The sequence below is a fragment of the Arsenicicoccus bolidensis DSM 15745 genome, assembly GCF_000426385.1.
In the GTDB taxonomy this organism is placed as follows: Bacteria; Actinomycetota; Actinomycetes; order Actinomycetales; family Dermatophilaceae; genus Arsenicicoccus; species Arsenicicoccus bolidensis.
Genome location: NZ_AUFG01000048.1, coordinates 1 through 21,687, shown reverse-complemented (window position 1 = coordinate 21,687; position 21,687 = coordinate 1). Strand labels below are relative to the sequence as shown.

Annotated in this window: 22 protein-coding genes; 10 read left to right on the top strand and 12 right to left on the bottom strand. The window is 73.6% G+C overall.

Features of this window, described 5'->3' with window-relative positions; all coding sequences use genetic code 11:
* Positions 1-191: 191 nt before the first annotated feature.
* Complete coding sequence (locus tag K313_RS0117385; protein ID WP_156911454.1) at positions 192-860, bottom strand: hypothetical protein; 669 nt, start codon at positions 858-860, stop codon at positions 192-194.
* A gap of 94 nt (positions 861-954) precedes the next feature.
* Entirely contained in the window at positions 955-1,374 is a 420-nt protein-coding gene (locus K313_RS22690; protein ID WP_029212704.1) for a hypothetical protein, read from the bottom strand.
* Between K313_RS22690 and K313_RS0117375 the strand changes: the two genes are divergently transcribed.
* Positions 1,361-1,900: a hypothetical protein gene (locus tag K313_RS0117375; protein WP_029212703.1), complete on the top strand. Its 540-nt coding sequence runs from the start codon at positions 1,361-1,363 to the stop codon at positions 1,898-1,900. The two genes, K313_RS22690 and K313_RS0117375, sit on opposite strands and share 14 nt — an antisense overlap.
* A gap of 375 nt (positions 1,901-2,275) precedes the next feature.
* Here K313_RS0117375 and K313_RS0117370 read toward each other — a convergent pair whose 3' ends face one another.
* Positions 2,276-3,073, bottom strand: coding sequence for a MerR family transcriptional regulator (locus K313_RS0117370; RefSeq protein WP_029212702.1), 798 nt, complete (start codon positions 3,071-3,073; stop codon positions 2,276-2,278).
* A 113-nt stretch (positions 3,074-3,186) separates the two neighbouring features.
* On the opposite strand from K313_RS0117370, the gene K313_RS0117365 reads away from it, so the two are divergent.
* The 3 genes from K313_RS0117365 (at position 3,187) to K313_RS0117355 (ending at position 6,703) form a co-directional block, all read left to right on the top strand.
* On the top strand, positions 3,187-3,855 hold the full coding sequence (locus tag K313_RS0117365) for an ABC transporter ATP-binding protein (RefSeq protein WP_051274196.1): 669 nt from the start codon (positions 3,187-3,189) through the stop codon (positions 3,853-3,855).
* On the top strand, positions 3,845-5,308 hold the full coding sequence (locus tag K313_RS0117360) for a DUF6297 family protein (protein WP_029212700.1): 1,464 nt from the start codon (positions 3,845-3,847) through the stop codon (positions 5,306-5,308). The genes K313_RS0117365 and K313_RS0117360 overlap by 11 nt, the downstream gene beginning before the upstream one ends.
* Positions 5,309-5,452: 144 nt before the next feature.
* Positions 5,453-6,703: a trans-sulfuration enzyme family protein gene (locus tag K313_RS0117355; protein WP_029212699.1), complete on the top strand. Its 1,251-nt coding sequence runs from the start codon at positions 5,453-5,455 to the stop codon at positions 6,701-6,703.
* A 36-nt stretch (positions 6,704-6,739) separates the two neighbouring features.
* On the opposite strand, the gene K313_RS0117350 is transcribed toward K313_RS0117355, so the two are convergent.
* From K313_RS0117350 to K313_RS0117335, 4 genes are all read right to left on the bottom strand, one after another.
* A complete protein-coding gene (locus tag K313_RS0117350; protein WP_029212698.1) occupies positions 6,740-7,357 on the bottom strand; it encodes a hypothetical protein in 618 nt (205 codons plus the stop codon).
* 140 nt (positions 7,358-7,497) lie between these two features.
* Positions 7,498-10,269, bottom strand: coding sequence for a type I DNA topoisomerase (gene topA, locus K313_RS0117345; RefSeq protein ID WP_029212697.1), 2,772 nt, complete (start codon positions 10,267-10,269; stop codon positions 7,498-7,500).
* A gap of 11 nt (positions 10,270-10,280) precedes the next feature.
* On the bottom strand, positions 10,281-11,888 hold the full coding sequence (locus tag K313_RS0117340; RefSeq protein ID WP_029212696.1) for a N5-glutamine methyltransferase family protein: 1,608 nt from the start codon (positions 11,886-11,888) through the stop codon (positions 10,281-10,283).
* Between the two features lie 82 nt (positions 11,889-11,970).
* The gene (locus tag K313_RS0117335; RefSeq protein ID WP_029212695.1) at positions 11,971-12,381 is read right to left on the bottom strand and encodes an STAS domain-containing protein; all 411 of its coding nucleotides are present in this window, start codon (positions 12,379-12,381) and stop codon (positions 11,971-11,973) included.
* A 204-nt stretch (positions 12,382-12,585) separates the two neighbouring features.
* Between K313_RS0117335 and K313_RS0117330 the strand changes: the two genes are divergently transcribed.
* Both K313_RS0117330 and K313_RS22685 read left to right on the top strand, forming a co-directional pair.
* Positions 12,586-14,979, top strand: a complete 2,394-nt coding sequence (locus K313_RS0117330; RefSeq protein WP_029212694.1) for a DEAD/DEAH box helicase — start codon at positions 12,586-12,588, stop codon at positions 14,977-14,979.
* A gap of 124 nt (positions 14,980-15,103) precedes the next feature.
* Entirely contained in the window at positions 15,104-15,577 is a 474-nt protein-coding gene (locus K313_RS22685; protein ID WP_019286532.1) for a LapA family protein, read from the top strand.
* Between the two features lie 58 nt (positions 15,578-15,635).
* On the opposite strand, the gene K313_RS0117320 is transcribed toward K313_RS22685, so the two are convergent.
* The 4 genes from K313_RS0117320 to K313_RS0117305 form a co-directional block, all read right to left on the bottom strand.
* Positions 15,636-16,034 (bottom strand): Rv3654c family TadE-like protein, encoded by a 399-nt coding sequence (locus K313_RS0117320; protein WP_029212693.1) that lies wholly within the window; start codon positions 16,032-16,034, stop codon positions 15,636-15,638.
* A 53-nt stretch (positions 16,035-16,087) separates the two neighbouring features.
* Entirely contained in the window at positions 16,088-16,462 is a 375-nt protein-coding gene (locus K313_RS0117315) for a TadE family type IV pilus minor pilin (RefSeq protein WP_019286534.1), read from the bottom strand.
* Positions 16,463-16,465: 3 nt separating this feature from the next.
* The gene (locus K313_RS23225) at positions 16,466-16,699 is read right to left on the bottom strand and encodes a DUF4244 domain-containing protein (RefSeq protein WP_029212692.1); all 234 of its coding nucleotides are present in this window, start codon (positions 16,697-16,699) and stop codon (positions 16,466-16,468) included.
* A gap of 184 nt (positions 16,700-16,883) precedes the next feature.
* A complete protein-coding gene (locus K313_RS0117305) occupies positions 16,884-17,126 on the bottom strand; it encodes a hypothetical protein (protein WP_156911453.1) in 243 nt (80 codons plus the stop codon).
* Positions 17,127-17,439: 313 nt separating this feature from the next.
* Between K313_RS0117305 and K313_RS0117300 the strand changes: the two genes are divergently transcribed.
* From K313_RS0117300 to K313_RS0117285, 4 genes are all read left to right on the top strand, one after another.
* Positions 17,440-18,066 (top strand): hypothetical protein, encoded by a 627-nt coding sequence (locus K313_RS0117300; RefSeq protein ID WP_029212691.1) that lies wholly within the window; start codon positions 17,440-17,442, stop codon positions 18,064-18,066.
* A complete protein-coding gene (locus tag K313_RS22680; protein ID WP_029212690.1) occupies positions 18,045-19,454 on the top strand; it encodes a GGDEF domain-containing protein in 1,410 nt (469 codons plus the stop codon). The genes K313_RS0117300 and K313_RS22680 overlap by 22 nt, the downstream gene beginning before the upstream one ends.
* A 108-nt stretch (positions 19,455-19,562) precedes the next feature.
* Entirely contained in the window at positions 19,563-20,213 is a 651-nt protein-coding gene (locus K313_RS0117290; RefSeq protein WP_156911452.1) for a hypothetical protein, read from the top strand.
* A gap of 8 nt (positions 20,214-20,221) precedes the next feature.
* Positions 20,222-21,418 (top strand): GGDEF domain-containing protein, encoded by a 1,197-nt coding sequence (locus K313_RS0117285; protein ID WP_029212688.1) that lies wholly within the window; start codon positions 20,222-20,224, stop codon positions 21,416-21,418.
* A 29-nt stretch (positions 21,419-21,447) separates the two neighbouring features.
* Here K313_RS0117285 and K313_RS21580 read toward each other — a convergent pair.
* Positions 21,448-21,687 (bottom strand): IS256 family transposase (locus K313_RS21580; RefSeq protein WP_034254022.1); only part of this gene is annotated, 240 nt, incomplete at its 5' end.

Below are 21,687 nucleotides of genomic sequence, written 5' to 3'. Positions count from 1 at the left end.
TTCAGGTCGCCTGCGACGCGCCAGACGGCCCCCAGACGACACGACGCGAGCCCGCAGCTCACTTCAGGTCGCCCACGACCCCCCACGGGGTCCCCAGACGACACGACGCGAACTCGGAGCTCAGTTCAGGTCGCCTGCGACGCCCCAAGGGGTCCCCAGACAACACGACGCGAGCCCGCAGCTCAGCTCGGTTAGGTGTGGTGCTGCCGCCGGAGCCAGAGCACGAACAGCCCCAGGGCAGCGGCCATCGCGAGGAAGGTCAGCGACGTCCGCTCCATGCTCTCCCCCGGATCCCGCCAGGCCTCCACCGGGTCCACCGGGTCGAGGGCCCGCACGCTCGGGGTGACCCCGGACCCCGCGGGTGCGGTGGCCCTGGCTGCGCCCGGCCGGGAGACCCGCGCCGCTGCCGGAGCCGGGACGCTCGCGGGGGCCGACGCGGTCGGGGCCGGAACGGTGGTGGCGGGGGCCGACGCGGTCGGAGCGACCCCGGCCGCCGCGCCGGTGGGCACGGCGAGCGAGTCCGTCCCGAGCTCGAGGGCCGGGCTGGGGGTGGCAGCACCGGCGGGGACGGCGGCCTCCGGGGTAGGCGCCGCGGGGGTGTGCGCGGCGAGGTCGGCGCTCACGACCCGGGATGCGCGCTCCTGGGTCTCCGGCGTCGGAGACGTGCCGGCCCCGGCCAGCGCGCCCACGGAGAGGAGCCCGGCGGTGCCGAGCAGCACCACCGGAACCATGCCGACGGGTCGACCGGCCGCGGGCCGCTGAGCGGAGCTGGCTGAGGAACGGCGGCCCGGCCGACTGACGGAGCGGGAGGAGGAGCGGGCCGAGGCGCGGCGGGGCAGCCCGGGGCGGAGGAGAGCCATGCGTGAGGTCCTTGGGGGTCGACCGGCGTCCAGACGGTGAGGCGATGGGCGGGGGCGGACAGGCGAGGGCCTGGTCAGGTCAGGTCAGGTCAGGTCAGGTGAGAGGCTGGAGACGCTCGTTGCGGCGGCGGAGATAGATGACGCAGCTGGAGATCACGGCCACCAGCGCGGCCCAGAAGGCGCCGACCCGGCCGACGTTGTCGCTCGGGTCCTGGAACACGCCGGCCGCCAGGCCCCGCGAGCCACCGGAGCTGCCCCCGGAGCCGCCCGGTGCGGCGGTCGCCGTGGTGGACTCGGCGTTCGGGCTCGGCTGACCGGGCGTGGTCGAGGCTGCAGCGGCGGACGCGGCGGCGGTCGCGGTGCCGGCCTCGCCAACTTCGCCGGTCGTGCCCGTCGTGCTGGTCGTGCCGGTCGTCCCGTACGCGGCGACTGCAGCTGCAGCCGCGGCCGCGGTCGGGCTCGCGGGATTGATGGCGAGGCTCGTGGCGGGGGCGCCCGGAGTGCCCGGGGCCACCGGGACGGCGGGCGGCAGCGCGGTGGGTGACGTGGTCCCGGGTGCGGGAACGGGGACGCTCGGACGCTGCGGCGCGGGGATGGTGCTTGAGGGTGCCGGTGGCCGCGGGGCCGAGGTGGTGCTCGGCGGGGCAGGCGGGCGCGGTGCCGAGGTGGTGCTCGGCGGGGCCGGCGGGCGCGGTGCCGAGGTGGTGCTCGGCGGGGCCGGCGTCGTGGGACGAGGCTGGGTGGTGGTCGGCCGCGGCGACGAGCTGGTCGGCTGCGGTCGCGGCGTGGTGGTGCTCGACGGCGCCGGCTGGGTCGGGGACGGTTGGGTCGACGGCGGCGCGGGCGGGATCGTCGGGGTCGCCCTCGGCGGCCGCGGCGTCCTCGTCGGCTTGGGAGGCTTCGGCTCCTTGGTCTTCGGGGGCTTGGGAGGCTTCGGCTCCTTGGTTTTGGGCGGCTTCGGGGGCTTCGGCTCCTTGGTCTTCGGGGGCTTGGGCGGCTTGGGCGTCCTCGACGGGTCGGGCCTGGCCGGCTCGACCTGAACGTCGGCGGCGGACAGGGATGGAGCTGCACCCGCCACGGCTGGGGAGACGGCGCCGAGGGACGTGATCCCGACGGCGAGACCGAGGGTGAGCGCGCGTCGGCGACGGGCGCGAGACGTCTGGTCGTGGTGCACGTGGTGCCCTTCCGTGTGAGCCCGCGGGACGAGTGGGGAGAGTTCGGCAGCCGGCGGACGGCATCAACGATACGGACGTTTCGGCCGATATCACACCAAACGGGGCAGATCTGTGCGGCTCCCCGCGAGAGGTCACCGCGTCACGACATACGGGATCCACCACGAGGTGCCGCCCGGGACGACGCGAGGCGGGCCGCTCCCCGCAGGGAACGGCCCGCCCGTGGGCACGACGAGACGGTGATCAGACGCCGTGCCGTGCGGCGTTGGCCACGATCGCGTCGTGCAGCCACTGCGCCAGACCCGGCTGCAGGTCCTCGTAGTGCTGGGTGAAGCGCGGGTCGGCAAGGTACATCTCCGCCAGCTTCACCTGGAACGCGTGTGGGCAGTCGTAGTGCTGCTCGATGCTCGCCCGGTGGCGCTCGGCCAGGGCCGCCGCGACGTCGCCGTCGGAGGGCTCCCCCGCCGCCACCGCACCCGCGAGATCGCGCTCCAGGGTCTCGGTCTCGGCCTTGACTCTCGCCCAGTCCTCCGCGGTCATGGACGACTGGCGCTCCCGGCTCTGCTGCCACTGCGGGGTGTCCCCCCAGCGCTGCTCGGCCTCGGCCTGGTACTCCTCGTTGTATCCCTCGCCGAAGATCTCCTTGAGGTCCTCGCTCGTGGCTGGCTTCTTGGTCATGGTTCTCTCCAGTGCGTTGTCGATGGCACGCACGAGATCGCGCATCTCGTCGAGCCGGGACATGACCGCTGCGCGTTGACGACGCAGGTGCTCCGCAGCCCCCTCGCCACCGCGAGCCTCGACGTCGGCCAGCAACTCGGCGACCTCCTCGAGGGAGAAGCCGAGCCGCCGGTAGACGACGACGTGCTGCAGCCGCTCGAGGTCCTCCGCCGTGTAGAGGCGGTACCCCGCGTGGCTGCGCTCGCTCGGGCTCAGCAGGCCGATCTGGTCGTAGTGGTGCAGGGTTCGCACCGTCACGCCATAGGTCTCGGCCACCTGGCCCACGGTGAGGGACTGCATGAGTCCCATTGTCGTCGCGGTCATGGGACCACCGTGGCGCCTCACGTCGCGTGAGGGTCAAGCCCGTTGCGCCGACGATCGTGCGCCGATCCGCAGGACGCCGGAACCCGGGCCGACCCGAGCGAGTCGCACAGGGCATGAGCGATCACGATCCGGTGCGGCTGCCGGACGGCGGGCCGGCCCGGGTCCACGTCCAAGGACTGCGCAAGTCGTATGCCGGGCGCCCCGTCGTCACGGACCTGTCGCTGGAGGTGGGCGCCGGTGAGGTCGTGGCGCTGGTCGGCCCCAACGGCGTCGGCAAGACCACCCTGCTGAGGTGCCTGCTCGGCACCGAGTCCTCCGACGCGGGGACCGTGACGCTCGACGGGGCTCCGCTGCGCGACCAGGACCCTGAGGTGCGGCGCGCGGTGTGCGCGATCCTCGACGACGCCGGCTTCTATCCCGACGTGACCGTCCTGGAGCACCTGGACGTGCTGGCCCGGGCCCACGGCGTGCCCGACCCGGACGAGCTGGTGGACGCCGCGCTGGCCGAGCTCCGCATCGAGCACGTCGCCGACCAGGTGCCCTGGACCCTGTCGAGCGGGCAGCGCAGGCGGCTCTCCCTCGCCGTGGCGCTGGTGCGCCCCTGGTCGCTGCTCGTCCTGGACGAGCCGGAGCAACGCCTGGACGCGGACGGGCGGTCATGGCTGGCGGACCACCTTGCGGCGCAGGCAGCCTCGGGCCGCAGCATCCTGATGGCCTCGCACGACGCTGGCCTCGTCTCCCGGTCCGGAGCCCGCGTGGTGGAGCTGCACGGTGACGTCTGAGGCGGCTGCCTACCTCGCTCGCGCGCGGCGGGCGCACGGCGAGCCGGGCGGGGCCTTCACCGAGATCTACATGTGGGCGCTGGCACTCGCGATGCTCGCCGTGATGACGACCAGCGGGTGGAGCGACCTCATGGCACGCGGCACGTGCACCGGGGCCGCCTGCGTGCACGGCGGCGGGGCGGTCGCGGCCGTGGCCCTCGGCCTGCTGGCCCTGGCCGGGATCGCCCGGCTGGCCGTCGGATTCGGGCCCGTCGGCGCCGGTGCGGCGCAGCTGACCTGGCTGTTGTCGGGGCCCGCGCCTCGCCGCCCCGTCCTGCGAGGACGACTGTGGGCCACGGCGATCGGGGCTGCTGCGCTCGGATCCCTCTGCGGCTCAACGGTGCTCGCGACGGCGGGCCTCCCGGTCCTGCCGTCCGCAGTGACCTGGGGAATCCCGGTCGGCGCGTTGGCCGCGCTGCTCGTGGTCGCGACCGTCGCTGCCGCGCAGTCGGATCCGCGAACGCGCCGGTGGGCCGCGCGAGTCCCCCTGGCCCTCGGGCTCATCGGCGTGCTCTGCGCCGGGATCGCCCGGCTGGCAACGATGCTCGGCCCGGGCGGGGCTGCGACAGTCGGAGCATCGATCACCGCACCGATCCTGGCGGTCGGGCTCCTCGTCCTCTGCCTGCTCATCGCCCTCGCGCTGCTCGTCCTCGCCGACCGCCGCATCGACCGCGTCGACGGGGTCGAGCTGCGTCGCGCCGGCGAGAGCGCCTCGGCCGCACACCATTCCGTGCTGATGATGGACGCGAGCGCCGCGATGAACCGGTCAGCGCGGGCGCGCCTCGGGGCTCGTGGGTCGTTCCCGTCACGTCGAGGCAGGGGCACCGGCGTGGCCGCCCTCCTGCTGCGGGACCTGGAGCGCGTGCGGCGACAAGGCGATCGGCTGCTCCTCGGCATACCTCTGCTCGTCGCCGGCGTCCTGGTGGCGGCGCTCGCCCCACCGGCCGTCGCCCTCCCCGCCCTGGGCCTGGGTGCCGCCGTGCTCACGCGCTCCGTCGGCGAGGGGCTGGTCGCCTGGGCGCAGTCCAGCGGCCTGCGCCGCGACCTGCCGCTGCCCGACGACGCCGTCCGCCTGGCCCACCTGGCCGGTCCGGTCCTGGTCGCCTCCGCGTGGAGCGTGCTCGCCGTCCCGGCCGTGGGCCTGTCCTGGTGGACGGCTCCGGCCCTGGTGCTGTCGGCGACGGCCTCGCTGCTCGCCGGCTCGCGGCCGGTCGACCTCGAGCTGATGTCGGTGATGATCCCGACGCCGTTCGGGCTCGCGCCGGCCGGTGCGCTGGGCGTCGCGCGGGGCTACGAGACCGCGCTGCTGGCGATGCTGGGGCCGGCGCTGGTGGCCGGGCCGGCAGGCCTGCTGCTGCCCCTCCTCACCCTGGCCTGGCAGTGGCACCGGTGCTCGACACCCGGCCGTGGCTGATCGATCTCCTGCGGATGGAGCCGATGACCGGAGGATCGCCGCCTCGGACGCCCCAGCGCCGGTGAGCGTGCGGCCCGGCATACCCTGGAGGAGCGGCCCGCCACGAACGGGCCCGCTGCAACGACGCAGTCCAGGAGGACCACCATGCCCACCCCGCACACCCGACCCGATGCTGACCCAGCCGACCGAGCCGGCCGACCCGACACCCTCGCGGTCCACGGAGGCCGGGAGGACCTGACCGGGTTGGGGGTGCACGTGCCCCCGATCGACCTCTCGACGACCAACCCGGTCCCCGACGTCGACGCCGGTGGCGCGAGCTACGAGAACCTCGCGACCGGCGGGCGTCCCGGGCCGGGCGACACCCTCGTCTACCAACGGCTGTGGAACCCCACGGTCGCCCGTGCCGAGGAGGCCGTCGCCGCGCTCGAGGGGTGCGAGGAGGCCGTGGCGTTCGCGAGCGGCATGGCCGCCCTGTCCGCCTGCCTGCTCGCCGCGGTCAGCGCGGGGACGCCGCACGTCGTGGCCGTCCGCCCGCTCTACGGCGGGACCGACCACCTGCTCGACCACGGGCTGCTCGGCACGACCGTCACCTGGGCCGACGCCGGCACGATCGGCGACGCCGTCACCCCGCAGACCGGCCTCGTCCTCGTCGAGACCCCCGCCAACCCCACCCTCGAGCTCCTGGACCTCGAGGACGTCGTGCGCCAGGCGGGCGGGGTGCCCGTGCTCGTCGACAACACCTTCGCCACCCCCGTGCTGCAGCAGCCCCGCCGCCACGGAGCGACCCTCGTCATGCACTCCGCCACGAAGTACCTCGGCGGCCACGGCGACGTCATCGCCGGCATGGTCGCGACGACGCCGGACTGGGCCCGCCGCCTGCGCTCGGTGCGCGCGCTCACGGGGGGCCTGGTGCACCCGCTGTCGGCATACCTGCTCCATCGCGGGCTGCAGACCCTGCCGGTGCGGGTGCGTGCTCAGCAGGAGTCCGCGCAGGTCATCGCCGAGCACCTGGCCGGGCACCCGGCCGTGGAACGCGTGCACTACCCCGGGCTGCCGGGCCAGGACCCGCTGGGGCTGCTCGGTCGGCAGCTGGCCGGGCCAGGGGCGATGGTCGCGTTCGCCGTGCGCGGTGGGTATGACGCCGCTGCGGCCGCCGTCTCGCGCACCCGCCTCATCACCCACGCCGTCTCGCTCGGCGGGGTCGACAGCCTGATCCAGCACCCGGCGTCGCTCACGCACCGGCCGGTCGCCGCCGAGGCCCGGCCGCACGCGGACGTGCTGCGCCTGTCGGTGGGGCTGGAGGACGTGCGCGACCTGGTCGCCGACCTGGACGCGGCGCTGGGATCAGGGCCGGGATCAGGGCCGGGATCGGTGCAGGTTGCTGGTCAGATCTGACACCGGACCTGCACCGGTCTCGGGCGGCCCGACCGATCAGCGGCAGGCGGCAGCGGCCTCGAGCACGCGCTCGCGGGCGGGGGCCACCCTCGCCAGCTCGGTCTCGACGATGCCCGCGACCGCGGCGTCCTTGCCGGAGTCGCTGACGCGCTGGGCGATGGCGTCGAACGCCCCCGTGGTCGTCTGCCAGTCGGCCGTCAGCTCGGCAGGGGTCAGCACGGAGGCCAGCCGCTCCTGACGCTCCACCACCTCACCCACGGTGTCCTGCACCGAGCCCGTCGGCAGCGTGGTCAGGTCGGTGGGCCGGTAGTCGGCGCTCCGCAGCGTCGAGCAGAACTCCGTCGTCCCGACCGTCGCGGTGGGGGCGGGCGCGATCCCGCCGCCGCTGGTGGTGGCCCGGGTGGAGGTCGCGGTGGACGAACCTGCCGACGTGGGGGCGGTCGGGGTGCTCGTCGCGGCCGACGCCGAGCTGGTGGCGGCGCTGGACGTCGGGGAGGACGGGTCGGAGGTAGGGGTCACGCCCTGGGTGGTCGTGGACGTGCCGGCCAAGGTCGTGGAGGTCGCTGACGTCGTGGTCCCGCCACCGCATGCGGCGAGGCTCAGGGCGAGGGTCGCCGCGACGGCGAGGGGGCCGAGGGGGGCTCGGGGCTTCATCCGAGCAACCCTAGGTCACGGGGCAGCCCGGGACATCGCGGACCGACGCCGCGGACGGTCGCCTCGGACGGTCGCCTCGGACGGTCGCCCGACGCGCGGACGTCCGGGGGCGGTCATCGCCCCGCGGACGTCCGGCGCGGTCACTCGGCCCGCGGCGCCGCCTTCTTGGCCGTGGTGGACTTCGCGGCCGCCTTCTTGGCGGGTGCCTTCTTCGCCGCCTTCTTGGCCGGTGCCTTCTTGGCGGCGCGCTTGCGGGTCGTCGGGCCCTTGGCGCGCTTCTCGGCCAACAGCTCGAACCCCCGCTCAGGCGTGAGGGTCTCGATGTCGTCGTCCTTGCGCAGGGTCGCGTTGGTCTCGCCGTCGGTGACGTAGGCGCCGAAGCGACCGTCCTTGACGACCACGGCCTTGCCGGACACGGGGTCCTCGCCGAGCTCCTTCAGCGGTGGCTTGGCCGCGCCACGGCCGCGCTGCTTGGGCTGGGCATAGATCGCGAGCGCCTCGTCCAGGGTGATGTCGAAGAGCTGCTGCTCGGTCTCGAGCGAGCGTGAGTCGGTGCCCTTCTTGAGGTACGGACCGTAGCGGCCGTTCTGCGCGGTAATCTCGACGCCCTCCGTGTCGGTGCCGACCACGCGGGGCAGGGACAGCAGCCGCAGGGCGGCGTCGAGCTCGATCGTGCCGAGGTCCATGTCCTTGAACAGCGAGGCGGTCCGCGGCTTGATCTTGGCCTTGCCCTTGAGCTCGGCCTCCTCGTCGGAGAGCACCTCGGTGACATAGGGGCCGTAGCGCCCCGACCGGGCCACGATCGCGCGCCCCGACTCGGGGTCCTGCCCCAGCTCGCGCCCGTCGTCGGAGGCCAGCTCGAGCAGCTCGCGCGCCTTGTCGGGGGTCATCTCGTCCGGGGCGAGGTCGTCGGTGATGGTGGCTCGCCGGGGTGTGGCAGGGACCTCGGCACCGTCGGCCACCTCGCCGGTGACCGGGTCGACGCCGGAGGGGAGGACCTCCTCGACATACGGCCCGTATCGACCCACGCGGACGACCATCCCGTCGCCGAGGGGGATGGTCGAGATCTCGCGGGCGTCGATCTCGCCGAGGTCCTCGACGAGCTCGGACAGGCCCTCGATGTCGCGCGTCTCGTCGCCGAAGTAGAAGCGGCGCAGCCACTGGACCCGGCCCAGGTCGCCGCGGGAGATCTGGTCGAGGCTCTCCTCCATGTCGGCGGTGAAGTCGTAGTCGACGAGCTCGGTGAAGTGCTCCTCGAGCAGGCGCGTCACCGCGAACGCCAGCCAGGTCGGGATCAGCGCCGACCCGCGGGTGCGGACGTAGCCGCGGTCCTGGATGGTGCCGACGGTCGCGGCATAGGTCGACGGACGACCGATGCCCTTCTCCTCGAGGGCCTTGACCAGCGTCGCCTCGGTGTAGCGCGCCGGCGGCTTGGTCTCGTGCCCCTCGGCCTCCGAGCGCAGCGTGTCCAGGGCGACGCCCACCGACAGCTTGGGCAGGCGACGCTCCTCGTCGGCGGCCGCGCGGGCGGCGGCCTCCTCCTCGTCCCGGCCCTCCTCGTATGCCGCGAGGAAGCCCCGGAACGTGATCACCGTGCCGCTGGCGGCGAAGGTCACGCGGCGTCCGTCGGCGAGCTCGCCGCCCAGCTGGACGGTGGCGGTGGAGCCCCGCGCGTCGGCCATCTGCGAGGCGACCGTGCGCTTCCAGATCAGCTCGTAGAGCGCGAACTCCTCGCCTCGCAGCTGCCCGGCGACCTGCGCGGGCGTGCGGAAGCGGTCGCCGGCGGGGCGGATCGCCTCGTGGGCCTCCTGGGCGTTCTTGGACTTCTTCTCGTAGCGGCGGGGGCTGTCGGGGACGTACTCCGCGCCGTAGAGGTCACGGGCCTGCTGGCGGGCCGCGGTCAGCGCCTGCTCCGACAGCGTCGTCGAGTCGGTGCGCATGTAGGTGATGTAGCCGCCCTCGTAGAGGCGCTGGGCCACGCGCATGGCGTTCTTGCTGCTCATGCGCAGCTTGCGGCTCGCCTCCTGCTGGAGGGTGGAGGTGATGAAGGGGGCCGACGGGCGCCGGGTGTAGGGCTTCTCGGCGACGTCGGTGACCATGACGTCGATCGCCATGACCGAGGTCGCGATGGTGCGGGCGGTCTCCTCGTCGAGGTGCACGACGTTCTTGGCGGTGAGGGTGCCGTCGTCGGCGAAGTCGCGACCCTGGGCCACGCGCCGGCCCGCCACCTCGGTCAGGCGGGCGGTGAACGCCTGACCGCCGCCCTCGGGAGCGAAGTCACCCTCGACGTCCCAGAAGCTCGCCTTGCGGAAGGCCATCCGCAGCCGCTCCCGCTCGACGACCATGCGCGTCGCGACGGACTGCACGCGCCCGGCGGACAGGCCCTGACGGACCTTGCGCCACAGCACCGGCGACACCTCGTAGCCGTAGAGCCGGTCGAGGATCCGTCGCGTCTCCTGCGCGTCGACCAGGTCCTGGTCGATGTCGCGGGTGGTGGAGACGGCCCGCTGGATCGCCTCCTTGGTGATCTCGTTGAAGACCATCCGCTTGACCGGGACCTTGGGCTTCAGCACCTCGTGCAGGTGCCACGCGATGGCCTCGCCCTCGCGGTCCTCGTCCGTGGCGAGGTAGAGCTCGGGGGCGTCCTTGAGCAGGCGCCGCAGCTCGGTGACCTTCTTCTTCTTGTCCGCGTCGACGACGTAGTAGGCCTCGAAGCCGTTGTCGACGTCGACGGCGAACTTGCCGAAGGGGCCCTTCTTGAGGTCGGCGGGGAGCTCACGGGGGTTGGGCAGGTCGCGGATGTGGCCGATGGAGGCCTCCACGACGTAGTCGTCCCCGAGGTAGCCCTGGATGGACTTGACCTTTCCGGGGGACTCGACGATGACGAGCTTGCGCCCGGTGCTGGTTGCCACGTGTCTCTTCCCTACCTGTCTGACCGGCCCCGTGCGACGGATTCGTCGTCGCTAGCAGGTCGGGGCGCCGTCCGGGTCACCGTAGCGGAGGCGGCGGGCGGACGGCATACCGGCTCGTCCCGGCGGGTCCGCACGAGCAGGCCGTCCTTGACCAGGTCGCGCACCACGGGCAGCGTCTCGGCGACGACCTCGTCGACCTCGCGCTCGAGCAGCGCCGCGATCGCGACGAGCGCCTGGCAGGCCGTGAGGGTGCCGTCGGCGACGGAGAGGTATGCCGCGAGCGCCGTGCCGGCCGTGCGCATCACCCCGAGCCCGCCACCCTGACGGACCCGGATGATCGCCGGGTCGACATCGCCGGGCCGGCCGAACCTCTCCTCCGTCACGTCGTCGGCCAGCCGCCAGGCCGTGCCCAGCACCGCGGCGTCGTCGTGCTCGGCGAGCCAGGTGCGCGCCGCCATACCCGCGTCGATCACCGGGCCCATGGGCGAGGAGACCGGGCCCGGCACCTCGACCAGGTCGCGGAAGGCCGGCCGGTCAGAGACCGGACGCTGCAGCACGACGACGCCGAAGCCGATCTGCCCGACGTCCCGTGACGCGAAGTCGTCGAGCCAGGCGGCGTAGAGGCGCTCGAACTCGGGCCCGCCGCTGGTGCCCCCGTCGCGCACCCACAGCTCGGCGTACTCGGCGGGGTCCTGGACCTCGCGCTGCACGACCCAGGCGTCCAGACCGGTGCCGTCCAGCCAGCCGCCCCAGCGGTCGCGCCAGGTCGCGCCGACGGGGATCTCCCAGTTGCCGAGGAACACCGCGAGACCCCCGGGGTTGAGGTGGTCGTGCAGGCCGCGGACCAGCCGCTCGACGACCTGGTCGCCCTCGGCCCCCGCGTCGCGATACTCGTAGGTCGGGACGCCGGCGACCCGCGGGGTGATGACGAACGGCGGGTTGGAGACGACGAGGTCGAAGGTCTCGCCCGCCACCGGCTCGAGCAGGTCGCCGCCGCGCACGTCCCACTCCTGGTCGTTGAGGGCCGCGTTGAAGCGGGCGACGACGAGGGCGCGCTCGGCGAGGTCGGTCGCCACGACCTCGCCGCAGTGGTCGGCGAGGTGCAGCGCCTGGATCCCACACCCGGTGCCGAGGTCGAGGGCGCGGGCCGCCGGGCGGCGAGGCGTCCACGAGGCGAGGGTGGTCGAGGCGCCGCCGATCCCGAGGACGTGGTCGGTGGGCAGGGCGTGCCCGAGGGCGAGCTCGCCGAGGTCGGAGACCACCCACCAGGTGTGGCTCTCGTCGCCGTAGGGCCGCAGGTCGACGGTGGCCTGCACCTGGTCCCCCGCCCGGTGTGCCAGACCGAGCTCGACGAGCCCCTCGACCCGCGTGCGGGGCAGCGCCTGGTCCAGGCGGGCCGCGGGCACCGGCCGGCCGAGGGTGAAGGCGCGGACGAGCAGTGCCACGGGGTCGTCGTCGGCCGCGGTGACGCGCAGGGCGGGGAGCGGCTGCTCCCGGTGCAGGGCCGCCGACGCGACCGGACCGAGGGCCACGCCCACGCGGTCGACGGAGTAGTCGAGGTCCTGCAGGTCCGCGCGCAGGGCGGCCACCAGCGCCGGCTCGGGTCGGAGGTCCGTCATGGCCGCCACCCTATGGCGGTCCCGACGGCGTGGGTGCAGCGATGACCGGGGGCCGGGGATGGAGTCGCGCGGTGGTGCCGGCTCAGGACGCCTTGGTGCGCGGCGCTGCGGCCGTGCGGGCCCCGGCGCGGCGCCGGTCGCGGGCGGCGGCGAGCTCGCAGACCTCGCCGAGCTCGGCTGCACTGGCGACCAGCCGGACGACCTGGTCGGTGCCGGTGGTGGTGAACGGCCGCACGATGGCGTCGCGGGTGGCCACGACCCCGAGGTCGCAGCCGAGGGGGCGCATGAGGCGCAGGCAAGTCACGATCGTGTCGACGGCGCTGGAGTCGATGAAGGCGAGATCGGTCAGGTCCAGGACGACCTGACGCGCGCCGGCGGTGACGACCGTGTCGATGGCCTCGTGCAGCCGGGGGGCCTGCACGAGGTCGAGCTCGCCGGTGATGCGGATGGTGACCCGGTCGCGAACCACGGTGGGGGTGAGGTGAACGGTCATCGGTCCTCCTTGACCAGGCCAGGGGCCCGGGGGAATGTCGCCCGCCGGAGCGGGGGCCGGAGGCGGCCGTGGCTTCGACCGCAGACGACGCGGCGCTGGCCGCACGTCCTCGTTGCCCGCGGCATACCCGGGGCGCGACCGTTGATACGCGGCGCGTGACGATGTTCGCCATTCGGACGTCCTCCCCCGCGTACCGTTGTGCCGATGCCCTCCTCCGCCACCAGCGCGCCCAGCGCTCCGCCGCGCGGCTTCGACCCGCGCACCAGCCTCGACCGCCTGACGCGGGCCGGCCGGGTCGAGCGGCTGCGCCACGTCGAGGTGCTGCCGGAGCGGGAGGCGCGCACCGCGGACTGGCCCTCCTGGGTCCACCCGGCCGTAGCCGCAGCCTGGCAGGGGGCCGGGGTCGACCGCCTCTGGAGCCACCAGGCCGAGGCGGCCGAGCACGCCCGCGTCGGTCAGCACACCGTCCTCGCGACAGGCACGGCGTCCGGCAAGTCGCTGGGATACCTGCTGCCCGCGCTCACCGCCGTGCTGGACGGCACCGAGGCCCCGTCGGGGCGCGGGGCGACCGCCCTCTACCTGTCGCCCACCAAGGCGCTGGCCGCCGACCAGCTCGCCCGCCTGACCGCGCTGGGTCTCCCGGGGCTGCGGGCCGCGACCTATGACGGGGACACCCCGGCCGACGAGCGACGCTGGATCCGCGAGCACGCGGCCTACGTCCTCACCAATCCCGACCTGCTGCACCACTCCCTGCTGCCCAGGCACGAGCGCTGGGCGCCCTTCCTGCGCGCGCTGCGCTACGTCGTGGTGGACGAGTGCCACATCTACCGCGGGGTGTTCGGGGCCCACCTGTCCGCGGTCCTGCGCCGGTTGCGGCGCGTGGCGGCCCGGTATGGCGCCGACCCCACGTTCGTGCTGGCCTCCGCCACGGTCGCGGACCCGGCCGCGCACGCGGGCCGCCTCACCGGCCTGCCCTGCGTCGCCGTCACCGAGGACGGCTCGCCGCGCGCGCCGATGTCCTTCGCGTTGTGGGAGCCGCCGCTGCTGGACGAGCACGGCGCCGCGGTGCCCCCGGAGGGCCCGAGCGACGGGTCGGCGGTCTCGCGACGCTCGGCCTTGTCCGAGAGCGCGGACCTGCTGGCTCGGCTGGTGGACGACGGCACCCAGACCGTCGCGTTCGCCCGCTCTCGCAAGGGGGTGGAGGTCCTCGCCGAGGCGACCCGGTCGATGCGCCACGGGCGCGACGGGCGGGTCGCGGCCTACCGCGGCGGCTACCTGCCCGAGGAGCGACGTGAGCTCGAGCGCGCCCTGCGGGACCGCAGCATCATGGGGCTCGCCGCCACGAACGCCCTCGAGCTGGGCATCGACGTCTCCGGCCTGGACGCCGTGCTGCTGTGCGGGTGGCCCGGGACGTTCGCGTCGCTGTGGCAGCAGGCCGGGCGGGCTGGGCGCTCGGGGCGCGAGGCGCTGGCGGTCTACGTCGCCGACGACGACCCCCTCGACACCTACCTGGTCACGCATCCCGAGGCGATCTTCGACCGGTCCCTCGAGGCGACCGTGGTGGACCCGGACAACCCCTACGTCCTCGCCCCCCACCTGGCGGCGGCCGCGGCCGAGCTGCCGATCACCCTGGACGACGTCGCGACCTTCGGGCCCACGATGCCCGGGCTGCTCGACACCCTCACGCGGCGCGGTGTCCTGCGCCGCCGTCCCAACGGCGGGTGGTACTGGGCCAGGCCCGACCGCGCTCACGACCACGTGTCTCTGCGCGGCTCCGGCGAGCCCGTCGTCTCGATCGTCGAGCGCCGCTCGGGAGCCGTCCTCGGGACGGTGGACCACTCCGCCGCCCAGCGCCAGGTGCACGCGGGCGCGGTCTACCTCCACCAGGGCCGCCCCCACGTGGTGACCGAGCTGGACCTGGACCAGTCCTGCGCCCTGGTCGTCCAGGGCGATCCCGGCTGGACCACCACGGCGCGGTCCGACTCGGCCTTCGACCTGCTCTCCGAGGACCGCCACGTCGACCTGGGCGACGACCTGCGGCTGTGCTTCGGCAGCGTCGCGGTGCGCTCCCGGGTCACGTCCTTCCTGCGGCGGCTGCCCTCCGGGGAGGTGCTCGGCGAGCACCCGCTGGACCTGCCCGAGTCCGTGCTGCGCACCCGCGGGGTGTGGTGGACGATGACGGAGGAGTGGCTCGCCGGGCTGGGGGTCGAGGCGCTGATGATCCCCGGGGCGACGCACGCCGCAGAGCACGCCGCGATCGGCATGCTGCCCCTCGTCGCCACCGCGGACCGCTGGGACGTGGGTGGCGTCTCGACCGCGCTGCACCCTGACACCGGGCTGCCGACGATCCTGGTCTACGACGGGCACCCCGGCGGGGCCGGGTTCGCCGAGCGGGGCTACGACCGCGCCGAGGCCTGGCTCTCGGCGACGCTCGACGCCATCACGGCGTGCGCCTGCCCGGCGGGCTGCCCGTCGTGCGTGCAGTCCCCCAAGTGCGGCAACGGCAACGAACCGCTCGACAAGGGCGCCGCCAGGCGTCTGCTGTCGGGGGTCGTGACGACGCTGAGCCACCACCGGACGTCGACAGAGCTGACCTGAATACTCCCGCACGGCACCCGAGGTCGCGTAGCCTGCTGCACGAATCCTCGCCGTGCACCACCAACGGTCCAGACCTCCGGCCTGGCACCACCCGCCCCGGCCCCCCATCGTCAGGAGCATCACCATGGTCGTCCTCGGTCTCCTTCTCGTCCTCGCCGCCCTCGCGGCGGGGGTCCTCGCGGTCTACGGACTGCCCACGTCGGGCGCCAAGATCAGCTGGGACCTGCTCGGCAACTCCGTCAGCCTGTCCCCCACGCTGATCTTCTTCATCGGCGTCCTGTCCGCCATCGCCCTGGCCCTGGGCCTGTGGCTCATGTCCCTCGGCGCCAAGCGCAGCGCCCGCAAGCGCCGTGAGCTCAAGGAGCTGCGTCGCGAGCAGCGCCAGAGCGAGCGCATCGGTCAGGCCGATCGCGGGCGCCGCGACGAGACCCGCCGCGACACGAGCGCGGACCCGCGCACCGGCACGGCCCGTCACGACGACGTCCGCGACGCCCGTGGCACCGACACCGTCCGCGACACGCGGGACCTCCGTGACGGCGGCGCCGCCCGCAACGACCGGGCCGACGGCGCGACCAGCTGGGACGACACCCGCCGCTGAGCCGGCCGCGCGGCTCACCCCGCGACCAGCACGCGCCGGCGCGCGAGGCCCCGCCCACCTAGGGCGGGGCCTCGTGCTGTCCCGGCCCGGCCCGGGCGTCGGCCCTCGCCGCACCGAGCCGGCCCGGCACGGCCACCCGAACCCGCAGCTCCACCACCTCACCGGCCACCCGGCAGCCGTCCAGGGTGGCCCCGTTGGCCCGGGCCACCTGCCCGGCTGCGGCGCACGCCTCACCAGGCAGGCCGTCGCGCACCCGGGCCGCACCCGTCAACGCCGCGAGGTCCGCCGCCGCGCGCGCCCGGTGACCGGCCAGCACCACGCCTGCCACCGACAGGGCGCCCATCGCGACCAGCAGGACCACCAGGCACACCGCCAGCACCAGCACCGAGCCGGAACCACGCTCGGCGGACCGACCCTCACGACGGAGCACCACCGCCGTCAGCCCCAGCCTCGCCACCGCCGCTCTCGTCACCGCCCTCACACCGCGATCCGCACCGCCGCCGCGCCGCGTCACCGACCGACGTCGGCGCTGCCCTGCTCTCCGGCACCCTCCTCCCCGGCGCCCACCTCGACCGGCACGGTCGCCTCGGCCGACGGGGCCGGCACACCGGGAAGGAGGCGCGCCAGGCCACGCCGAGGGGCCCTGACCCGCACCGTCACGAGCCCCGCCCCGACGCCCGACCCGACCGAGCTCCCCGCCGGCGCCAGTCGCCGGGCCAGACCCAGGACCACGTCGGCACCATCACCCCGGGCCGCAGACCGCGCCGCCACGTGCGCCGCGTCGACGCACCGCACCTCGTCGATGCCCAGCGCCACGGCATGCAGACCGATCGCCAGGCACAGCGCCACCGAGAGGGTCCCGACGGCGAGCTCCGTCGTGACCACGGGTCAGCCGGTCGTCGACAGCGCAGTGGTGATGATGGACGTCAGCGCCGACCGCACCGCGTCGGAGCGGACGATCGCGATCAGGACCGCCGCGAACGCCGCAGCCGCGATCGTGCCCACGGCATACTCCGCCGTCGTCATGCCCGCCTCGTGGCGACCGTCCGTCCTGACCTGCTGCCAGCGTCCGCGGAACCATCCCCGGACCTGACCCGTGCGCCTCACCAAAGACCTGACCATGGCTGCTCTCCTCCTGCTCTCGCTGCGTGGACGTGTCCATCGTCTGGAGAAGGAGGTCCGCCGCGCAGGTCTGTCGGCGTGCCTGTGGACGGCCGCGCCCGGGACGCGGCGACCTGTGGACAGAAGGGCTTTCGAGGCGGGTTCCGGGGCGCCGGGGCCACCCGGCGCCGGCCGGATCGGCCGCCTAGGACTCGATGTAGGTGCCCTGGTGCTGCTCGGCCAGGGCCCGGAACCGCGTCTTCAGACCCTCGACGGCGCCACCGCCGTCGGCGTCCGGGAGGCGCGAGTCGGTGATGCGGACGGTCCAGCCGTCCTGGCCGCCGTCCACCTCCACCGGGTCGAAGCCCTCCTCGCGCAGCTGGCTCGCCACGTGGTCGGCGACGCCCTCGGTGGGCAGGACGAGGACGTGCGGGGGCTGGACGCTCACGGTGGGCTCCTCCGGTGCGATGGCGTGCTGGGGCGTCTCCATCCTCCCCGACACCGCCGCCGCACGACCATCGGCTCGCGCACAGGCAGCGCGCAGATCGCGCACCGTGACGGCGTCGCTGACCTTTGGTCGCGACCGGTCACTGTCCGCACACGTGCTTGTGCACTACTTGGCCCCTCCGGGGTATTTCCGCTCTCCATTGGGGTTGCCTCCGCCGCCAAGGGGGGTCTCGAACGGCGCCCGACTGCTGAGATAGGGGCAAGCCATCACGCAGCGTGCCGATTCCGCTGCGTACCGTCCTTCAGGAGTGCTCGTGCACACGTTCATCGCGGTGCTCACCGCCACGCTCGCCGCCATCGCGGGTGGGCTCGCGGGCGCCTCCTCCGCCCAGGCGTCCGAGACCGACAGCACGTATGCCGTCTCGGGCTGCCCGGCGCGCACCACCTCACCCATGCTGTCGCGCTTCGGCGACCCCAACGAGTACTTCCCCGTCCCCAACGGTGGCTTCAACCGGTGGGGCGCGGGGTGGAACGGCATGTTCAGCCTGGCTCTTGAGAACGAGCCGTGGCACGTCAACCGCGAGGCCCTGACCGGCTCGCTGCGGCTCTGGCCCGGCGACTCGGCACGCACCGCCGAGCTGTGCGTGGGCGAGGGCGAGGACTCCTTCCGCTTCTTCTACAAGGGCACGGGACAGCTGGGCAGCAGGCTGCTGGTGCGGACCACGGTCCGCTCGGACACCGGGACCTATACCTACGGCACCACCGTCGACACGTCCCGCACCGGCTGGCAGCTGTCCCCCGTCGTGAGCGTGCCCAACCACGCCACCACCAAGGTGCAGCAGATCTCCATCGCGTTCGTCAACGCCACTCCCTTCGACTCCGTGCGGACCGTCCTCGTCGACGACGTCCTCATCGACCCATGGCGATCTCGGAGCGGCTGACCAGCAGGCAGCTCGATCCCCGGCACGACGACGTGGCGGGGACGTCGTCGCACCCGCCGCAGGTGATGGACCTGCCAGCCGGCCACCACGACCAGAGCTGCTCCGACGACCAGTGGCGGAGCACGCCCTGGGGGGCCCGCGTCCTGTCGGCCCTGCCCGGCGTGCTGGCGATCGTCGCGGCGGTGCTCGTGGCGACGATCGGCTACACGCCGCCGAGCCTGCGCTGCGTCCTGGTGGGCCTCGGCCTCGGCGTCCTCTACCTGTTCGCCTTCCGGTCACCGTTCGAGTCCTCGGTGGGCGGCTCGGTGCCCACGCAACCGGTGCTCATGGGCCTGCTGCTCGCCGCGCCGCTGCCCGGGGTCGCCCTGACCGTCCTGGCGGCGGTACTCGTCGGTGGCTGGCTCGACGGCCGACGGCGCCCGCGGGCGCTGCTGCTCGAGGCCGGCAACGCGCTGCACGTCCTGGCGCCCGTGGCGGTCCTGTGGGGCTCCCGTGATGCCCAGGGGATGGTCGACCCCACGCCCGCCGTCCTCGTGGCGGCGGTCCTGGCCCAGCTGCTGCTGGACGGGCTGTCGGCCTACCTCGCGGACCGGTGGCACGGCACCCCCCTGCGGGAGATGGTCAGACCGCTGCTGTGGACGTGGAAGGTCGACGTCCCCCTGGCCGTCCTCGGGTGGGCCCTGGTGATGGCCGTGCGCCCGTACCACCCCGTCGCGATCGCGCTCGTGGCCGTGCCGATCCTGCTCGTGCGCTTCCTCGCCAGCGACCGGGAGACCTACCTGGCCCAGTCGATCGCGATGCACGACGCGTATGCCGCAGCCAGCGCGGCAGCACGCCGGGACATCCTCACCGGCGTCGCCAACCGACGCGGCTGGACGCACGCCGTCACCGATGCCCAGGCACGGCTGACCGACACCGCCAGGCCCCTCGTCGCCACCGTCCTGTGCGCCGACCTCGACCGGCTCAAGGTCGCCAACGACATCTACGGCCACGGGCTGGGCGACGCGCTCATCCGCGACTTCGCGCAGGTCCTGCGCGAGTGCGTCCCGTCCGACGCCACCGTCGCGCGACTGGGCGGTGACGAGTTCGCGGTCCTGGTCCTCTCTCCGGCTCGACGCGGCCAGGTCGACCTGGTGGGGCAGGTGCGCGAGGCCATGCTGGCCCACCGCTCGGACCTCCCCGTGCGGCTCTCCGCCTCGTTGGGCCAGGCCAGCTGCGGTCCCGGAGGGCTTGTCGGTCAGACCCTGATCGAGGCGGACGAGGCGTCCCGGCTGGACAAGGAGGCGCGCCGTTCGGAGCGCGGGTCCGTGGGACTGGACTTCCCACCCGGCGCCCCGGGTGTCCGGGGTCAGGGTTCTCCCAGCGGAATCAGGGTCTTCGTCCGCTGAATGCGGGTGAATAGCGCCACGGCGTGCGCAAATCGCCACAAAGTGTCACAACCGGAGACGTCGCGGGCACGCATCAACGCAGAACCCGCCTTCACCTTGGAGTGCACGATGCGTCGTTGGTTGACCGCTGCCGCGTTGTCCCTCGGCATCGCCGCAGGCGCCGTCCCCGCAGCTCACGCGGCCGCCCCTGCTGCCGACTCGGACACCCCCACCCAGAGCTCGTCGTCCTTCTTCGGCACGCAGTCCTGCCCCCAGCAGCCCGTCCAGCAGCCGCTGGTCGACGTCGGGGACGCCGGGTGGTACTACCTCGTCCAGAACGGCAGCTTCACCGAGGGCACCAACGCCTGGTCGACCAGCGGGCCCGTGACCGTCGTGAACTCCTCGAGCCCGCAGGACGTGATGTCCGCCGGCGGCGGGTCCCTGGCCCTCGGGTCCTACGGCTCGGCCACCTCGGCCCGTTTCTGCACGGCCAGCGACCACGACCGGGCTCGGCTGTTCTACCGATCGCCCGGCGTGCCCGGCTCGACGCTCGTGGTGCGCATCACCTCGACCAGCAACCTCTGGCTTCGCAGCTCCTACACGACGACCTATCGGCTCGACGGGTCCACCCCCGGGTGGAAGCTCTCCCCCACGATGGTCGTGCCCGACTGGACCGACTGGACCGGCGTGCAGCAGACCTCGATCACGGTGCAGGCCTACGGAGGCACCTTCCTGGTCGACGACGTGATGGTCGACCCGTGGCGGTACAACACCCCGTGATGTGACTCGTGACCACCAACGGGAAGCATCGCAAGGACGATGACGTCCCTGGGGCGAGCGTCCTGGACTCCCCCGGGGCGGACGAGCTCCGAGCGGAGCTGCTCGTGTCCGCGCCCTCCCGCTGGGACCGGGCGAGCGCCTGGGGTCTGTCACTCGTCGTGGTCGGCGGCTGCTGCTACTTCCTGACCCTGGCAGGTTCCGCCTCCTGGCACTCGTACGCCCTTGCCGCCTACCTCGTGGCGGTGTACGTCCTGGGATTCAGGACCGAGTTCCCAGCAGCCACCGGCGCGTTCGAGGCCACCGAGCCCGTGATGGTCGCGATGGTCTTTGCCCTGCCGTGGGGATGGGCTCCGAGCATCGTGCTGATCGGAGTCCTGATCGGTAGCCACACGAGCGAGGATCTCCGCTTCCCGATTCACTCGTACCTCCTCCGGATCGGTAATGCCATCCATTGTCTCGGCCCGGTGGCCGTCCTGACGTTCTTCGGAACGCGGAACGACACGACCGCTCCACTCGCGATCCTCGTGCTCGCGCTCGTCGCGCAGATCGTCGTCGATGGGGGCACTGCGCTGGTCCGTGGAGCGGTGCAGGGCGTCCCTCCCCGCCAGATGGCCAGACCGCTGCTGTGGACCTTCTCCGTGGACGCCCTCCTGGCCCCCATCGGTTTCTGCATCGTGGCGACGGCGCAGGACCGACCGTGGGCCTACCTCCTCCTCGCCACGCCGATCGTCCTGATCCGGCTGATGCAGGCCGACCGGGAGGCCCACCGCAAGCAGGCCGAGCAGATCCGGACGGCCTACACCGAGGTGCGGGAGCAGGCGCAGCTCGACCCCCTGACCGGGCTGCACAACCGCCGGGCCTGGGACGAGGCGGTCACCATCGCCGCGGTGGACGTGTCCCGTCCCGAGCGCCGGTCCGCGATCATCATCGTCGCCGACGTGGACCACCTCAAGCTCACCAACGACACGCTCGGGCACGACGCCGGGGACGTGCTGATCCAGGAGATCGGGCACGTCCTCACCGACATCGCGCCGAGCGACGCGATGGTGGCGCGGCTGGGCGGCGACGAGTTCGGGGTGCTGTTCACCGTGTCGACGGGCTATCTCCTGCCGGACTTCGCGGTGACAGCACGCGCCCTGATGGAGCGCGCCACGCTCCGCGTCGGCCACCCGGTGTCGGCCTCGTTGGGGATAGAGCCCCGTTGAGTGGTGGGCTTTGAGGTGATGCTCGTTGCCTACCGGTCGCTCTTTTCGAGGGCGACGGTCTCAGTATCGCGGGTTGGGTAGAGCTTGGCCATGGAGCCTTCGGAGAGGTAGCGGCGGTCATCGACCTGCCATTCGTCGTGGGTGTCGGCCAGGACGGCTCCGATGAGGCGGATGACGGCGGCTTCGTTCGGGAAGATGCCTACGACGCGGGAGCGTCGCTTGATCTCCTTGTTCAGCCGCTCAAGGGGGTTGGTGGACCAGATCTTGCG

Bases quoted from the DNA above. Each gene is read 5' to 3' on its own strand.
- K313_RS0117340 (WP_029212696.1), bottom strand. From the start codon at position 11,888: ATGACGGACCTCCGACCCGAGCCGGCGCTGGTGGCCGCCCTGCGCGCG.
- K313_RS23225 (WP_029212692.1), bottom strand. From the start codon at position 16,699: ATGGTCAGGTCTTTGGTGAGGCGCACGGGTCAGGTCCGGGGATGGTTC.
- K313_RS22680 (WP_029212690.1), top strand. From the start codon at position 18,045: ATGGCGATCTCGGAGCGGCTGACCAGCAGGCAGCTCGATCCCCGGCAC.
- K313_RS22685 (WP_019286532.1), top strand. From the start codon at position 15,104: ATGGTCGTCCTCGGTCTCCTTCTCGTCCTCGCCGCCCTCGCGGCGGGG.
- K313_RS0117385 (WP_156911454.1), bottom strand. From the start codon at position 860: ATGGCTCTCCTCCGCCCCGGGCTGCCCCGCCGCGCCTCGGCCCGCTCC.
- K313_RS0117365 (WP_051274196.1), top strand. From the start codon at position 3,187: ATGAGCGATCACGATCCGGTGCGGCTGCCGGACGGCGGGCCGGCCCGG.
- K313_RS0117355 (WP_029212699.1), top strand. From the start codon at position 5,453: ATGCCCACCCCGCACACCCGACCCGATGCTGACCCAGCCGACCGAGCC.
- K313_RS0117335 (WP_029212695.1), bottom strand. From the start codon at position 12,381: ATGACCGTTCACCTCACCCCCACCGTGGTTCGCGACCGGGTCACCATC.
- K313_RS0117330 (WP_029212694.1), top strand. From the start codon at position 12,586: ATGCCCTCCTCCGCCACCAGCGCGCCCAGCGCTCCGCCGCGCGGCTTC.
- K313_RS0117370 (WP_029212702.1), bottom strand. From the start codon at position 3,073: ATGACCGCGACGACAATGGGACTCATGCAGTCCCTCACCGTGGGCCAG.
- K313_RS0117290 (WP_156911452.1), top strand. From the start codon at position 19,563: ATGCGTCGTTGGTTGACCGCTGCCGCGTTGTCCCTCGGCATCGCCGCA.
- K313_RS0117350 (WP_029212698.1), bottom strand. From the start codon at position 7,357: ATGAAGCCCCGAGCCCCCCTCGGCCCCCTCGCCGTCGCGGCGACCCTC.